The organism is uncultured Azohydromonas sp. (assembly GCF_937926365.1).
GTDB lineage: Bacteria > Pseudomonadota > Gammaproteobacteria > Burkholderiales > Burkholderiaceae_C > Azohydromonas.
In genome coordinates, this window is sequence record NZ_CALAOH010000172.1 from 1 (window position 1) to 14557 (window position 14557).

The 14557-nt window shown below is 71.8% G+C and carries 13 protein-coding genes; 4 read left to right on the plus strand and 9 right to left on the minus strand.

The window, feature by feature from the left end:
- Nucleotides 1-222 precede the first annotated feature (222 nt).
- The 3 genes from Q0741_RS28910 to Q0741_RS18245 all read right to left on the minus strand — a co-directional run bounded on the left by Q0741_RS28910 (nt 223) and on the right by Q0741_RS18245 (nt 4902).
- Nucleotides 223-1905, minus strand: coding sequence for a pyrroloquinoline quinone-dependent dehydrogenase (locus tag Q0741_RS28910; protein ID WP_367184138.1), 1683 nt, complete (start codon nt 1903-1905; stop codon nt 223-225).
- 233 nt (nt 1906-2138) lie between these two features.
- Nucleotides 2139-3431, minus strand: a complete 1293-nt coding sequence (locus Q0741_RS18240; protein WP_298234612.1) for a pitrilysin family protein — start codon at nt 3429-3431, stop codon at nt 2139-2141.
- 118 nt (nt 3432-3549) lie between these two features.
- Complete coding sequence (locus Q0741_RS18245) at nt 3550-4902, minus strand: SAF domain-containing protein (RefSeq protein ID WP_298234613.1); 1353 nt, start codon at nt 4900-4902, stop codon at nt 3550-3552.
- Nucleotides 4903-5155: 253 nt separating this feature from the next.
- On the opposite strand from Q0741_RS18245, the gene Q0741_RS18250 reads away from it, so the two are divergent.
- The gene (locus Q0741_RS18250) at nt 5156-5719 is read left to right on the plus strand and encodes a hypothetical protein (protein WP_298234614.1); all 564 of its coding nucleotides are present in this window, start codon (nt 5156-5158) and stop codon (nt 5717-5719) included.
- Nucleotides 5720-5760: 41 nt separating this feature from the next.
- Nucleotides 5761-6369 carry a histidine phosphatase family protein gene (locus tag Q0741_RS18255; RefSeq protein WP_298234615.1) on the plus strand — a complete coding sequence of 203 codons (609 nt, stop codon included), beginning with the start codon at nt 5761-5763 and terminating at the stop codon, nt 6367-6369.
- A 276-nt stretch (nt 6370-6645) separates the two neighbouring features.
- Here the strand turns inward: Q0741_RS18255 and Q0741_RS18260 are convergent, their stop codons facing one another.
- The 3 genes from Q0741_RS18260 to Q0741_RS18270 all read right to left on the minus strand — a co-directional run bounded on the left by Q0741_RS18260 (nt 6646) and on the right by Q0741_RS18270 (nt 10346).
- Nucleotides 6646-7041 (minus strand): hypothetical protein, encoded by a 396-nt coding sequence (locus Q0741_RS18260; protein WP_298234616.1) that lies wholly within the window; start codon nt 7039-7041, stop codon nt 6646-6648.
- A 562-nt stretch (nt 7042-7603) separates the two neighbouring features.
- The gene (locus Q0741_RS18265) at nt 7604-9868 is read right to left on the minus strand and encodes a xanthine dehydrogenase family protein molybdopterin-binding subunit (protein ID WP_298234617.1); all 2265 of its coding nucleotides are present in this window, start codon (nt 9866-9868) and stop codon (nt 7604-7606) included.
- Nucleotide 9869: 1 nt separating this feature from the next.
- Complete coding sequence (locus Q0741_RS18270; protein ID WP_298234618.1) at nt 9870-10346, minus strand: (2Fe-2S)-binding protein; 477 nt, start codon at nt 10344-10346, stop codon at nt 9870-9872.
- A gap of 147 nt (nt 10347-10493) precedes the next feature.
- Here Q0741_RS18270 and Q0741_RS18275 point away from each other — a divergent pair, with 147 nt between their 5' ends.
- Nucleotides 10494-11045 carry a dihydrofolate reductase family protein gene (locus Q0741_RS18275; protein WP_298234619.1) on the plus strand — a complete coding sequence of 184 codons (552 nt, stop codon included), beginning with the start codon at nt 10494-10496 and terminating at the stop codon, nt 11043-11045.
- Between the two features lie 123 nt (nt 11046-11168).
- On the plus strand, nt 11169-12266 hold the full coding sequence (locus Q0741_RS18280) for a hypothetical protein (RefSeq protein ID WP_298234620.1): 1098 nt from the start codon (nt 11169-11171) through the stop codon (nt 12264-12266).
- A gap of 13 nt (nt 12267-12279) precedes the next feature.
- Here Q0741_RS18280 and Q0741_RS18285 read toward each other — a convergent pair whose 3' ends face one another.
- The 3 genes from Q0741_RS18285 to Q0741_RS18295 all read right to left on the minus strand — a co-directional run bounded on the left by Q0741_RS18285 (nt 12280) and on the right by Q0741_RS18295 (nt 14526).
- Nucleotides 12280-12426: a hypothetical protein gene (locus Q0741_RS18285; protein WP_298234621.1), complete on the minus strand. Its 147-nt coding sequence runs from the start codon at nt 12424-12426 to the stop codon at nt 12280-12282.
- A 12-nt stretch (nt 12427-12438) separates the two neighbouring features.
- Nucleotides 12439-12834: a ChaB family protein gene (locus Q0741_RS18290; protein ID WP_298234622.1), complete on the minus strand. Its 396-nt coding sequence runs from the start codon at nt 12832-12834 to the stop codon at nt 12439-12441.
- Between the two features lie 159 nt (nt 12835-12993).
- On the minus strand, nt 12994-14526 hold the full coding sequence (locus Q0741_RS18295; RefSeq protein ID WP_298234623.1) for a bifunctional aminoglycoside phosphotransferase/ATP-binding protein: 1533 nt from the start codon (nt 14524-14526) through the stop codon (nt 12994-12996).
- Nucleotides 14527-14557: the final 31 nt, after the last annotated feature.

Here is a 14557-nt window from a genome sequence, read left to right on the forward strand (position 1 = left end):
GGCGGCGCCGGCCGGCGGCGCGGCAGCCGGTGCCAGCAGCGGCATCAGGGCCGCCGCGGCCGCCAGGGTGGCCGGCAGGGCCCGGGTCACGAACGTGGTTCCAACCATGGAAATGCTCATTGCGGGGATGGGGAAAAGCGGAGGACGGCCGCGGACGGCCGCCCTCCCCAAGCGGTGGCCGCACTCACCCGGCCACCGCCATGCGCAAGGGGAAGCGGCCGCTCAATCGACCGTGAAGGCGATCAGCGCGGCACCGCCAGGCAGGTCGCGGATCTGCGGGAAGGCCCCGGTGAGGAAGCCCGGCGCATGCGACCCCAGCCCGGTGGGGATCACGACGTACTGCTTGCCGTTGACGGCGTAACTGATGGGGCCGCCACGCACGCCCGAGCCGGCGTTGAACCGCCACAGCTCCTTGCCGTTGTCGGCGTCGAAGGCGTAGAGCCGGCCCTGCATGTCGCCGGTGAACACCAGCCCGCCGGCGGTGGCCAGCGCCGAGCTCAGCGGCGGCAGCTCGAAACGCACCTTCCAGGCCTGCTTGCCGGTGAGCGGGTCGAAGGCGCCCAGCCAGCCGTCGGCTTTCTTGCCCGGCGGATCGGTCAGCGTGATCTCCGACAGCCCCAGCGACAGCATGCCGATGCCCGGCACCTCGCCCTGCTTCTCGCTGGTGACGGTGTTGCACACCTCCATGCCGTGCGAGTACCAGAGCTTCGTGTGCGGGTTGTAGGCGCCGTGGTTCCAGCTGCGCGCGCCCAGCAGGTTCGGGCAGTGCAGCTTCTGCTTGCCGGTCTCGGGGTACACGGGGTCGATGGGCAACCCGGTCTTCGGGTCCACGCCCTTGGCCCAGTTCATGTTCTCGGTGTACTGCCAGACGTTGCGGATCGAGCCATCCGCCGGGCTCATCACATAAACAAAACCGTTCTTGTTCAGGTGCACCAGCGCCTGTTTTCCCTTGCCGTCGGGCACCAGCAGCGCCTCGTAGGCTGCATCGAAGTCCCAGGTGTCGTTGGGCACCTCCTGGCGGTGCCACTTCACCTGGCCCGTCTTCGGGTCCAGCGCCAGCAGCGTGGCGGTGTAGAGGTTGTCGCCCAGGCGGTCGTCGCGGTTGAAGTCCGGCGCGGCGTTGCTGGTGCCGATGTAGATGGTGTCGGTCGACGGGTCGTAGGTGCCGGGCAGCCAGGCCGAGCCGCCGCCTTTCTTCCGGCTGTCGCCGGGCCAGCTCTTGGGGTCGTCGCGCGGCACCTCGAAGGTCCAGGCGCGCTCGCCGGTGTCGGCCTTGACGGCGTAGATCTTGCCGATGGTGGGCTGGTCGCCGCCCGTGGTGCCGCCGAAGAGGATGTCCCCGGCGAGTTGCGGCGGCGAGGAGAACAGCGCGCCGTACTCGTCCTTCAGGTTGCTGAGCTGCGTGGACCACAGCGGCTTGCCGCTCTTCTGGTCCAGCGCGATGAAGCGCCCGTCCAGCGTGCCGATGAACACTTTCCCCCGGCCGACGGTCACGCCGCGGCTGGCCGAGCCGTAGAACACCTCCTTGACGATCGGGTCCAGCTTGGGCGCGTAGCGCCACAGGATGCGGCCGCTGGCCGCGTCCAGCGCGAAGACGTTGTTGTCGGCGGCAATGGTGTAGAGCACCCCGTCCACCACGATGGGCGTGGCCTGCAGGCCGTGCGTGATCACGCCGGGCTGGTGGATCCAGGCCACGCGCAGCCGCGCGACGCTGCGCTTGTCGATCTGCGCGAGCGGGCTGAAGCGCCAGGCGTTGTGGCTGCGGTGGTACTGCGGCCAGTTGTCGGGGTCATCGAAGCCCGGACCGCTGCCCGCCGCGCCGGCCGGCATGCCGACCAGCAAACCGATGGCGCACAGCGCGCCCGCGGGACTCCACCCCTTGATGCTGCCGAACAGGTTCTTCACGGCTCGTCTCCTGGAAGCTCGTTGTTTGCGGAATCGCAGGCGACCGCAGTCGCCGTGAAGAGATCCGCAGCTTCCATGCCATGGGCCGGCGCGGGCGTGAAAGGCCACCGGCACCCGGCGAGACTGGACGGGTGCGCCCGGCGCGGGACCGCCGGGCGGCGACAGGTGTCGCATGCAACGGTGGCGCCCGCGCTACAGCTGTCGCTGCGACAGGCACCCGCACGGGCGCGGCCTCAGGCCAGCGCCGTCTCCAGCGCCTGCAGCACCTCGCCCACCGCGCCGCGGCTGGCCAGGCCCACGGCGGGCTTGGCTTTCAGCACGGTTTCGAACACCGCGCGCACCTCCTCGGCCGTGACGGCCTCGATCTGCCGCACGGTCTCCTGCGCATCGATGAGCCGGCCGTGCACGAACAGCTGCTCCGCCGCGGCCTCGATGGCGCTGAAGGGCCGTTCCTGCTTGTGCACCGCCTGCACCAGCAACTGGTTGCGCGCGCGCTCCAGGTGCTGCGGCGCGATGCCCTCGGCCTGCTGCCGCAGCAGCGCGCCCACGGTGCGCATGTACTCCAGCAGCTTGTCGGGCTGCGTGATGGCGTCGATGACCAGCAGCCCGTGCACGTCGCTGAGCTCGGCCTCGCTGGCCACGTGGTAGGCCAGGCCGCGGCGCTCGCGCACCTCGTCCACCAGCGGCGCGCTCATGCCGCCGCCGAAGAGCGTGGCGGCCAGCGCGCCGGCCTGGTGGCCCTGCTTCAGCGTGGGCAGCGGCAGCCCGATGGAGCTGTAGACCTGCGAGATGCCCGCGCGCCGGCGCGACTGCAGCCCGCCCAGGTGCGCCACGGCCTCGCCGCGGTTCTCCTCGCCGCGCGGCAGCGCGCCGAAGAGCCGCCCGGCCGCCGCCTCGACTTGCGCCGCGTCCACCGCGCCGCCGGCGGCGACCACGATGTTGGCGCCGGCGTAGTGGCGCCGCACGTAGTCCACCAGATCGTCGCGCGTGATGCGCTCGATGTGGCGCCGGGTGCCGATGATGGGCCGCGCCAGCGGCTGCTTGCCGTAGGCCGCCACGTCCAGCAGCTGCGACACGACGGACTGCGGGTCCTCCTCGTACTCGATGAGCTCCTGCAGCAGCACCTCGCGCTCGCGCTCGATCTCGGCCTCGGGAAAGATGCTGTGCAGCACCACGTCGGCCAGCATCTCCAGCATGCGCGGCGCATCGCGGCCCAGGCCGTTGAGGTAGTAGACGGTGGTGTCCTTGGAGGTGTAGGCGTTCATGTCGGCGCCGATGCGCTCGGCGTCGAGGTTGATGGCCTGCACGTCGCGCGTGGCCGTGCCCTTGAAGGCCATGTGCTCCAGGAAGTGGGAGATGCCGTTGAGCTTGGCGCTCTCGTTGCGCGAGCCCGTGCGCACGAACACCGCGACGCTGGCGCTGCGCAGGTGCGACATGGGGATGGTGACGACGCGCACGCCGTTGTCCAGGGTGCTCAGCACCGGGACCGCGGCGGGGCGGGAAATGATGTCGGGGGTATTGCTCACGGCGCCGATTGTTGCAGCGCGCCGCTGCCCGCCGCGGACGGCGTGACTCTCGCCGGAGGCACGGGATGGGCACCCGGCCGCCCCACGTGCCGCAAGCGCCTGGAGCGGCGGCGCCACCTCAGCAGCCTGGCTCCCGGCGGAACAGGCTTTCCATTTCCTGGCGCACGCGCACGTCCTCGCGCGCGGCATCGAAGCTCACGTCGCTCCAGCGCACCGGCTCGCCCGCGGGGACGTCGCGCCGCAACACCATGCCGTGCGCCAGCCCGATGGGCAGCAGGCCCTGGCGCAGCGCGTCCGCCGCGGGCAACAGCCGGCCGTAGACCGTGAAACCGCCCTCGCCGTCCAGCCGCTCGCCCGCCTTGAGCAGCCGCTTGGCGGTGGCGGCCACGTCGCCGCGCCAAGCCCCCGTGGCACCGGTGGCCTCGCCGCGCAGCGCGATGCTCGCCACCGAAATGCCCAGCTCCAGTCCGATGAGGTGGTAGGGCTTGTACATCGCGGCGTAGCGCCCGCTGGCGTCGGTCTTGAGCCCGTACTGCGCGAAGCAGTCGCGCACGTAATCGGTCGGCGCCTCGAACACCACGTACACGCCCCAGCGCAGGTCGCGGAACACGGGCCGTCCGTCGCGCTCCAGCGAGGACACCACCTCCACGCTGCCGCGCCGCTCCAGCATCCCGCCGTCGGCCACGGGGCGCAGCACGGTGGGCAGGTCGTCCACGCCGCAGGGCGGGAAGGCCAGGCCGGCGCTGGGCGGCGTGAGGTCGCAGGCATTGGCCACCGCCGCCATCTCCAGCGCGGACTTGGTGCCGTCGAGGAAGGAATTGAACATCTGGGCGTTGAAGTCGCCGCCGGCCACCTGCTCCGCGCTGAAGCCGTAGTGGCCCCACACCGTCTCGGGCGTGGACTGGTGGTAGCCGGGCAGGTACTTGGTGCCCTTGCCCGCGCACACCACCTCCAGCCCGATGCTGCGTGCCCAGTCCACCATCTCGGCGATCAGCGCCGGCTGGTCGCCCGAGGCCATGGAATAGAGCACGCCGGCCTCGGCCGCGCGCCGCGCCAGCAGCGGGCCGGCCAGCACGTCGGCCTCGACGTTGACCATCACCACGTGCTTGCGATGCTCGAAGCAGTGCAGCGCGTGGCGGATGCCGGCCGCGGGGTGGCCGGTGGCCTCGATCACGACGTCCACCGCGTCGCTGGCGATCAGCGCCTGGGCGTCGTCGGTGACGCAGGTGCTGCCCTGGCGCAGCGCCTCGTCCAGCGACGCGGCGGCATGGCGCGCCGGCTCCCAGCCCACGCGCGCCAGCGCGGCATGGGCGCGCGCGGGCGAGAGGTCCGCCACGCCCACCAGATGGATGCCCGGCGTGCGCGGCACTTGCGACAGGTACATGGAGCCGAACTTGCCGGCGCCGATCAGGCCCACGCGCACCGGCCGGCCGGCCGCGGCACGGGCCTGAAGTTTCTGGAACAACGACATGAGGTGGTGTCTCCTTGCTTATCGAAGCGGGGTCTCTGCGCCCCGCCGGGAGACACCTTAAGCCAAGCCGGCAGCGCGGCCGGCGGCGGCTCGGCGGCCTGCCCGTCGATCCCTTCCTCCGCGCCAATGCCTCGCCCGCCAACGCGCATTTCGGCATTGGCAGCCCTTTCCGGCGCCCGGACCCGGGGCCTACCCTGAGCCGTTCGGGTCAACGGATTGCTGCACCTGCACGCGAACCGTGGAGGAAGACCTCATGACACCGAGCCACATTCACACCTGGACCTCCCGCCTCGGCGCCGCCCTGAGCCTGGCGTTGCCGCTGGCCGCCGCCGGCGCTGCTCCCGTCGCGGAGGATGGGCCCCAGGGGCCGGGCGCCGAGTCCCTGCGCCAGGACGGCCCCTTCATGGCGCACCTGCTGCTCACGCCGGACGAGGCGGCGCTGCGCCGCGGCTGGGCCGAGGCCGCCGCGGCCGGCGCGGGCGTGGAGCCGCGCCTGGAGATCACCGACACGGCGGCGCCGGGCCGGGGCGTCAGCGCGGTGGTGGTCTTCACTGGCTGCGCCCCCGGCGCCGCGGGCCACTGCGACGTGGCCGTGGAATACGCACTGCAGAAGCGCGACGGCACGCGCGCGACGCTGGGCAGCGGCGTGCTGTGGTCGCAGCCGCCGCACACGCCGCGCTTCATGCTCGGCAGCACCTCGCTGAAGCTGGCCTTCGGCGCGCCGGACCGCGGCGCGCAACTGCGTGTGCTCGCCAAGGTGACCGACCGCGTCGCCAGGCGCTCGGTGGAATTGGCCGCGCCGTTGAAGGTGGAGTGAGCGGTACGCAGCCACAGCGGGCGCACCCCCAGGAGCCCGGCATGCACACCGCCATCCCTGTCCGTCGCCGCCTGTTGTTCCTGGCGACATCGGCCACGGCCATCCTGGCCGCGGGTTTCGTGAACGCCCTCCCCGCCGTTGCCCAGCCCGCTCCCGCCGGCCCCTGGCCGGCGCTGCGCGAGGACGGCGCCATCGTGCTGTTCCGCCACGCCGAGGCGCCGGGCATCGGCGATCCGACCGGATTCAGGCTGGGGGACTGCGCGACGCAGCGCAACCTCAGCGAGGCCGGCCGCGAGCAGGCGCGGCGCAGCGGCGAAGAGCTGCGGCGCCAACGCATCCCGGTCGGGGCCGTGTGGAGCTCGCAGTGGTGCCGCACCCGGGACACCGCGGCGCTGATGGCCCTGGGGCCGGTGCGCGATGAACCCGCCTTCAACTCCTTCTTCGGCGAGCACGGCGACCGGGCGGCACGGACGGCCGCCGCGCGCCGCAAGCTGCTGGACTGGCGCGGCCCCGGCGCGCTGGTGGTGGTGACGCACCAGGTCAACATCACCGCGCTCACCGGGCTGGGCGTGGCCTCGGCCGAGGGCATCGTGCTGCAGCGGCGCGGCGGCGCGCTGGCCGTCACCGGGCGTATCGCGCCGCCGCGGTAAATATGGGGCGGTCAACGGGAGGACGCCACCATGGGCAGCACGGCGGCGTGGTCGCCGATGCCCGGCTCGTGGCCTTCGAGTCGCGCCATTCCCAAGGCCGTGAATCCAGCCGGCCGCTTGGCCGATCTGAAAATCAACCGACGGATTTGCAGCCAAAACCAGTGCGGCCCTGAATTTCTTCAGGGCCGCCACCAAAAAAGTCAGCTCGTCGTCAGAATTGCGCCGCAGGGCAAATCGAGGCCACGAGCCTCATGACCCGGCCGGGGTGGCGCGAATTCAGGCCATCTCGCACCGGGCGACGTGGCCGATTTTCCAGTGGATGGCGAAGGCGACGGCATCCACCACCAGCACGATCAGCATCTTGAACAGGTTCAACTGGCCCTCATGGCGCTCCACGCGCAACGTCCGCTTGAGCTCGCTCACCCGCAGGCGCGTGAGCTCCTCGCGGGGCAGCGCTCTCAAGGCGGCCTCGGCCTGCGCCGAGCCCTGGTGCGCGGCACGGATGTACGAATCGTTGGACAGGTAGCGCTCGTACTGATGCCGGTCCAGCGTGAATTGCGGGCTCATGATCTGGACGACGTCATGAATGGCCAGCGCCGAAACGAACACGAAGCACACGACGGCAAAGAAACATACCGTCAGCGCATAAATTTCCAGGATGCTCTTTCTCATGAACGAAATGTTTTTGCTGGAGCGGGCGCCGAATCTTCCTGCCGAACCAACCGGAGCTCAGGCCATGTTTGAAAACCATCGGCGTCCACCATGCGCCATGAAATGGGGCGCGGTGTCGGGGCAGAGGCCAATTGACGGCCTGCAGCGACGGGCTGGCCGGGAATGTCAGGAGTCTTGCCCTGAATGTCCCATTCCATGAGCGCGGCAAGTCCTGGCCCCCTGACTTCCGTCCGTTCCGAGGTATTGGCGCATGCACGGCCCCGGCGGCGCGGCAGCCCGCAGTGCCCGTCCGCGCTTCGATGGCCCAGCACGGGCGGGCCTTCAAATATCCGGGGATACGCTGAAGGTTCTGCGTGCTGAAACTCAACCCGGCTGCTTCACTGACTGTCCGCTGAGGCAACTGCACCAAACTGGCCTTTCATGCCCAACCACCCTGCATGCGTCCGATGGTAACAGGGCGATACATCCAGGCCCGCAGGGACTTGCGTGGAGAAGTTCTTCATCCGGGCAGGAAGCGCGGGGCGTCGCGCTCCGGCGGTGGAACGCGGCGCCCCGGATCGCGTCAGGCCGCGCCCCGTCCCCCCTTGAGCTGCTCGCCCACCGGCAGCTTGCGGATGCGCGTGCCCGTGGCCCAGTACAGCGCGTTGGTCAGCGCCGGCGCGATGCCGGAAGTGCCAGGCTCGCCGATGCCGCCGGGCTTGTCGCTGCTGGGCACCAGGTGCACCTCGATGCGCGGTGCCTCGCCCATGCGCATCACGCGGTAATCGCCGAAGTTGGCCTGCTGCACCCGGCCCTGGTCCAGCGTGATCTCGTTCCACAGCGCCGCCGACAGGCCGAACACCACGCCGCTCTCCAGCTGCGCCCGCACCGTGTCGGGGTTGACCACCTGCCCGCAGTCCACCGCGCACACCACGCGCCGCACGCGCACCTGGCCCTGCGCGTCCACCGCCACCTCGGCCACCATCGCCATGTAGCTGCCGAAGGCGTACTGCACCGACACGCCGCGCCCCGCGCGCTCGTCGGTGCCCATGCGCAGCGGGCTGTCCCAGCCGGCCTTCTCGGCCGCGAGCCGCAACACCGCCTGCAGCCGGGGCTGCTTGTCCAGCAGCGCCAGCCGGTACTGCACCGGGTCGCGCTGCGCCTTGGCCGCGAGTTCGTCGATGAAGCTCTCCACCACCCATACGTTGTGCGTGGCGCCCACGCCGCGCCAGAAGGCGGTCGGGATGGGCGGCTCGTGGCGCACGTACTCCACGCGCTGCACCGGGATGTCGTAGGGGATGTCGCGCGCGCCCTCGACCGCGTCGCTGTCGATGCCGTCCTTCACCGCCTCGGGCGCGAAGCGGGAGAGGATCGACGAGCCCGTGATGCGGTGCAGCCAGGCCTTGGGGCGGGCCTGTTCGTCCAGCGCGGCGGCGATGCGGTCCAGGTAGTAGGGCCGGAACATGTCGTGCTGGATGTCCTCCTCGCGCGACCACACGAACTTCACCGGCGAGGTCGCCTGGCGCGCGAAGGACACCGCCTGCACGATGAAATCCACCTCCAGCCGCCGTCCGAAGCCGCCGCCGAGGTAGTGGTTGTGCACCTGCACCTTCTCCTCCGGCAGTCCGGCGGCCTTGGCCGCCGCGGTGCGCGCCAGCACCGGCACCTGCGTGCCCACCCACAGCTCACAGCCCTGCGGCGTGAGCGAGACGGTGCAGTTCATCGGCTCCATGGTGGCGTGGGCCAGGAAGGGCATCTGGTAGAGCGCGCTGACGCCGTTGGCCGCCGGCGTGGCCGCGAGCACGGCCATCGCGTCGCCGTCGCTGCGCGCCACGGCGCCTTCCCGGCGCGAGGCGGCCTCCATCTCGGCCACGATGGCCGCGGTGGTCAGCGCGCCGTGCGGCCCGCCGCTCCAGGTGGGCGCCAGCGCCGCCAGGCCCTGCTTGGCGGCCCACATGTGGTCCCCCACCACGGCCACGGCGTTGTCCAGCCGCAGCACCTGGCGCACGCCGGGCACGGCCAGCGCGGCGCGCTCGTTGAGGCCCGCCAGCTTGCCGCCCACGATGGGGCAGGCCGCCACGGTGGCCACACGCATGCCCGGCACCTTGGCGTCGATGCCGAACAGCGCGCGGCCGTTGGTCTTGTCGGGCGAGTCCAGCCGCTTGACGGGCTTGCCGATGAGCTTGAAGTCGGCCGGCTGCTTCAGCGGCACGTCCTGCGGCACGGGCAGCCTGGCCGCGGCGTCCACCAGCTGGCCGTAGTGCAGCCGCCGGCCGCTGGGGCCGTGCGTGACCACGCCGAGCGCGGCGCCGCACTCCTTCACGTCCACGTTCCATTGGCGCGCCGCGGCCTGCAGCAGCATCACGCGCGCGGTGGCGCCGGCGCGGCGCAGCGGCTCCCAGGCGCCGCGGATGGAGGTGGAGCCGCCCGTGACCTGCCCGCCCAGCAGCGGGTCGGCATAGAGGGCGTTGTCCGGCGGCGCCTGCTCCAGCTTGACGCGCGCGGGGTCCACCTCCAGCTCCTCGGCCAGCAGCATGGGGATGGACGTGAAGGTGCCCTGCCCCATCTCCACCTTGTGGACGATGAAGGTCACGGCGCCCTGCCGGTCGATGCGGATGAAACCGCTGTAGGCCAGCCCGGCCGAGTCCTGCGACAGCGCGGTGGTGGCCTGGCCCACGGCGGCCTCCGGCGGCTTGGTGTCGCGCGGCGCCGGCGTCTCCAGCGGCACCACGGCGCAGCCCGGCAGCGCGATGCCGATCAGCAGCCCGCCTCCGGCAGCGGCGCCGGCGCGGATGAAGGCGCGGCGCGACAGGCCCAGGCTTTCTTCGACGTGCTCGATGGGGCGCATCTCAGGCTCCCCGGTTCGGCGCGGCGATCTGCGAGGCCGCCAGCCTGATGGCGGCGCGGATGCGCTGGTAGGTGCCGCAGCGGCACAGGTTGCCGGCCATGGCGCCGTCGATGGCGGCGTCGTCGGGCGCGGGGTTGGCGCGCAGCAGCGCGCAGGCGGACATCACCTGGCCGCTCTGGCAGTAGCCGCACTGCACCACGTCGAGCTCGCGCCAGGCGGCCTGCACGCGGCGGCCCACCGGGTCCTGGTCGATGCGCTCGATGGTCACCACGCGCTTGCCCTCCACCGCCGACAGCGGCGTGATGCACGAGCGCACCGCCTGCCCGTCGAGGTGCACGGTGCAGGCACCGCAGGCGCCGATGCCGCAGCCGAACTTGGTGCCGGTGAGGCCAGCCACGTCGCGCAGCGCCCAGAGCAGCGGCATGTCCGCGGGAAGGTCCAGCGCCGTGGGCTGGCCGTTGAGCGTGAAGTTCGGCATCGCGCACCCTCTCTTTAGAAGACCACCGGGACGGCAGCCCCGGCCAAAGGCAAGGAGCATGCCTCAAGCGATTGGGGTTGCCGTTACAGAGACTGCGCCCGCGCCACGCCGACCTTGACGTGACGCCCGTGGCCGACACTCACACCCATGAAAACCCAGTACTACACCGCCTCCACCCTCGACGGCTTCATCGCCACCGAGGAGCACTCGCTGGACTGGCTGCTGCAGTTCGGCGAGGCGCCCGGCGGCAGCTACGAGCGCTTCATCGCCGAGGTGGGCGCCATCGCCATGGGCGCGCACACCTACGAGTGGTTGCTGCGCCATCAAGTCCGTCCCGAGGGCCGCGGCCCGCAGCCCTGGCCCTACGCGCAGCCCGCCTGGGTGTTCAGCACCCGCACCCTGCCGGGCGTGGCCGGCGCCGACATCCGCTTCGCCTCGGGCGACGTCGCCCCGGTGCATGCCGAGATGGCGCGCGCCGCCAACGGCAGGAACGTCTGGATCGTCGGCGGCGGCGAGCTGGCCGCGCGGTTCCACGACGCGGGGCTGCTGGACGAGATCATCGTCACCGTCGCACCGGTCACCCTGGGCCGCGGCGCGCCGCTGTTCCCGCGCGCGCTCACGGTGCCGCCGGCGCTGCGGCTCGAATCGGTACAGGCCTACGGCGACGTGTTCGCCGAGCTGCGCTACGCCGTGCGCTGAGGCCCAGGCTCCCGCGGCGGGAGCGTGACAAGCGCCCGCCGCGGCGCCGGGCCCGCGGCCTGCTGCTGGGCTGCAGGCCCCGAGCCTGCCCCTGTCGCCCCGTCCAGAAAGGAACGAAGCTCCATGCCGAACCTGAACCGCCGCCAGCTGCTCACCGCCACGGCCGCCGCCTGTGCTCCCGGCCTGCCCTGGGCCCAGGGCGCGGGCATGAAATGGCACCCCGGCCAGTACATCCACATTCCCAGCCGCGGCGGCATGGAGATGATCCAGGACACGCTGGACCAGATCCGCAACGTCCAGTCCGCCCGGGGCCTGCAGTTGCGCTACACCTGGGCCGAGCTCGAACCCAGCGAGGGCCGCTTCGACTTCGACCGCCTCCACCAGGACCTGGACCGCGTCGCCGCCCACAAGAAGCGGCTGCACGTGCTGCTGATGCTCAAGTCCTTTGCCGGCGGCGCGCGGCCGGTGCCCGAGTACCTGGAGCAAAAGGCCGGCTCGGGACGCAGCACCTACAGCATCGGCATCGAGGAAAAGCAGGCGCCGGGCGGACCTCGGGCGCGCACCGGGCAGAACGTCGCGCTGTGGGAGCCGGCGGTGCTGGAACACCTGGAGAAATTCCTGTTCGCGCTCGGCAAGGCAGTGGATTCGCACCCGGCGCTGGAAAGCGTGGCCTTCAACGAGACGGCGCTGGGCCGGGCGAACCGCTCCATCAGCGACGACGACCGGGATCGCTTCTTCAAGAACCTGGCCTCCGCCAACCGCACGCTGCGCAAGGCGTTTCCCACCACGGTGGCGATCCAGTTCGTGAACTTCCCCAAGCAGGCGATCCAGACGCTGGTGGGACAGATGCCCGAGTACGGCATCGGCCTGGGCGGGCCGGACGTGTTCCTGGACGACCGCTCGCTGCGCGACAACGTCTATACCCAGTACCCGCGCCTGGCCGGCGTGGTGCCGCTGGCGCCGTCGGTGCAGTTCGAGAATTACGTGGCGTTGCGCCACCAGGGCCAGCGCACCACGGTGCCGATCGAGGACCTGTACAACTTCGCGCGCAACCAATTGCGCGCCAACTACCTGTACTGGACCCGGCCGCAGAAGGGGCTGAAGAACGTCTGGCCGGACGTGCTGAATTTCCTCAAGACCCATCCGCAAGCCTCGACGCTCACGGGCGGACTGGCGACCGCCTGCCCGTCGAGCTTCAGGGGCGGGTGCAGCGCCGGGTGAGCGCCGCCTCGCCTCACGTGAACTTCGGCGGGTCCTTCACCGGCGGCGTCTGGCTGGGCGCCGGGGGGTCTTCCACATGCGGCTCCGCATCCGGCGGCGGTGCCGGCGGGGGCTCGGGCACGAAGGGGTCGGGCGGGATGTCGTGCAGCCTGTGGCTCATGTCGTCCGCCCTTCAGCGCTGCTTCTTCGCGATTTCACGTGCCAGCGCTTCCTTGTTCATCCGCGAGCGCCCGGCGATGCCCAGTTCCTGGGCGCGCGCGTAGAGCTCCTGGCGCGTGTGGCCCAGCAGGTCCACGCCGCCGAAGGTCTCGCGCGGACGCTCGCGCGCCTGGGCCCCGCCGGCGGCGGCCTGCGGGTCCGACGGGCCCTTGTGCTCCTTGGGCTCCCAGTGGTCGCCCACCTTCTCGAAGCCGTGCTTGAGCGAGGCCAGCGCCGTGCGGCTGGCGCGCTCGCCGCGGCCGTATTCGCGCTCGGCGTTGCGCAAGGTCTTGGCATAGGTGCGCTGCGCCTTGGCCGGCGAGCGCTGCAGGGTGCTCGGCAGCTCGACGCCCAATTTCTGCTTGCTCATGCGGCTCTCCTGCGGTTTGGCGCCGACGACGGCGGCAGCGCCCTGCGTGTCTGCATGCCTGCGGACACGGCAACCGCCATTCCCGGCACCAGGCGCCGGCACGGCCCGCGGCGGGCAGGCCGCCCTGGCCGAAGCTGAACTTCAGTCCTACCGGGCAATTCAGCCAGCCGCCAGCCAGCGCCGCGCCAGCGCCGCGACGTCTACCTCCCCGGTGGTGTCCACGCCGATGGCGCGCGCCCGCTCCGCCGCGTCCAGCGGTTCTCCCGTTGCCAGCTGCTTTTCCAGCACGTCCACGCCGGCCTCGGATGGGTCGTTGCCGGCGGTGCCGCGCGCGGCCACGCGGCGGCGCAGCGTTTCGGCGTCGGCCGTGCAGGCCAGGATGGTGAAGGGCACGCGCAGCTGCCAGGCCAGGTGTTCGAAGTCCTGCCGCGTCGCGCGGCTGAGGAAGGCGGCGTCCACGATCACCGGGTAGCCGCCCAGCAGCGCGGCACGCGCGCAGGCCGCCAGATGCTCGAAGGTGCGGCGGCCGGCCTCGGGGGTGTAGAGGTCCAGCCCGTGCTCGGCCGAGCGCTGCAGCGCCCGCAGCCCGAACAGGCGCTTGCGCTCCACGTCCGAGCGGACGCGCACCGCCCCGGCCCGCGCCGCCAGCGCCTCGGCCACGGTGGACTTGCCGCTGCCCGAGGGCCCGTAGGTGATCAACAGGCGCGGCGCCGCGCCGGCGTCCACCAGGGCTTGCGCGCAGGCCAGGTAGTCCGGCCCCGCGGCGTGGCCCGGCGACAGCGCCTGCACCAGGGCGCGCACCAGCGCCCGGTACACCTCGTACAGGCGCAGCACGCGCATGCCGGCGTAGTCGCCGCCGCGCTGCAAATAGGCGTCCAGGAAGCGGAAGGCCAGGTCGCGCCGGCCGCGCGCCTGCAGGTCCATGGTGGCGAAGCCGATGTCGCTCATGGCGTCGATCCAGCGCAGCGCCGGATCGAACTCGATGCAATCGAAGGCCGTGGCCTCCTCGTCCCCGCCCGGCACGATGAGGTTGGCCAGGTGCAGGTCGCCATGGCCCTCGCGCACGGCGCCACTTTCCAGGCGGCGGCGCAACTCGGGCTCCAGCGTCCGCAGCCGCGCCTCGCACCAGGCGCGCAGCGGCGCCAGCCGGGCATCGCAGGGGCGCGCGGCCTCCAGCTGCGCCAGCACCTGCCGCACGGACTGTTGCACCTGCATCGGCTGTCCGAAGGGACCGTCCGGCCCGGCGGCGGGCGCGGCGGCATGGAAGTCCGCCAGCCGCTGCGCCAGGCACTCGATGGCGCGCGGCGACAGCAGCCCCCGCCGCAGCCGCTCGCTCATCAGCGCCTCGTCGGCGAAGCGGCGCATCACCACCGCGTGGTCGATCACCGGCCCTTCACCACCCAGGCGCGGCGCCGCCGGCGTGCCGCGCACCGGCACCACGCCCAGGTACAGCGCGGGCGCCAGGCGCCGGTTCAGCCGCAGCTCCTCCAGGCAGGCCTGCCCGCGCCGGGCCGTGCTGCTGAAGTCCAGGAACGGCAACCGCACCGGCTTCTTGAGCTTGAAGGCCAGGCGCTGCGTCAGCAGCACCCAGGAGATGTGCGTCTGCAACAGCGCCACCGGCAGCCCGGTGCGGGCCTGCAGTTGCGCGCGCAGCGACTCGGCGTCGAGCTCGAAATCGGGGGCGGCATCCATGGCGGGAGTATGCGCGGGCCTGAAGGCGCCG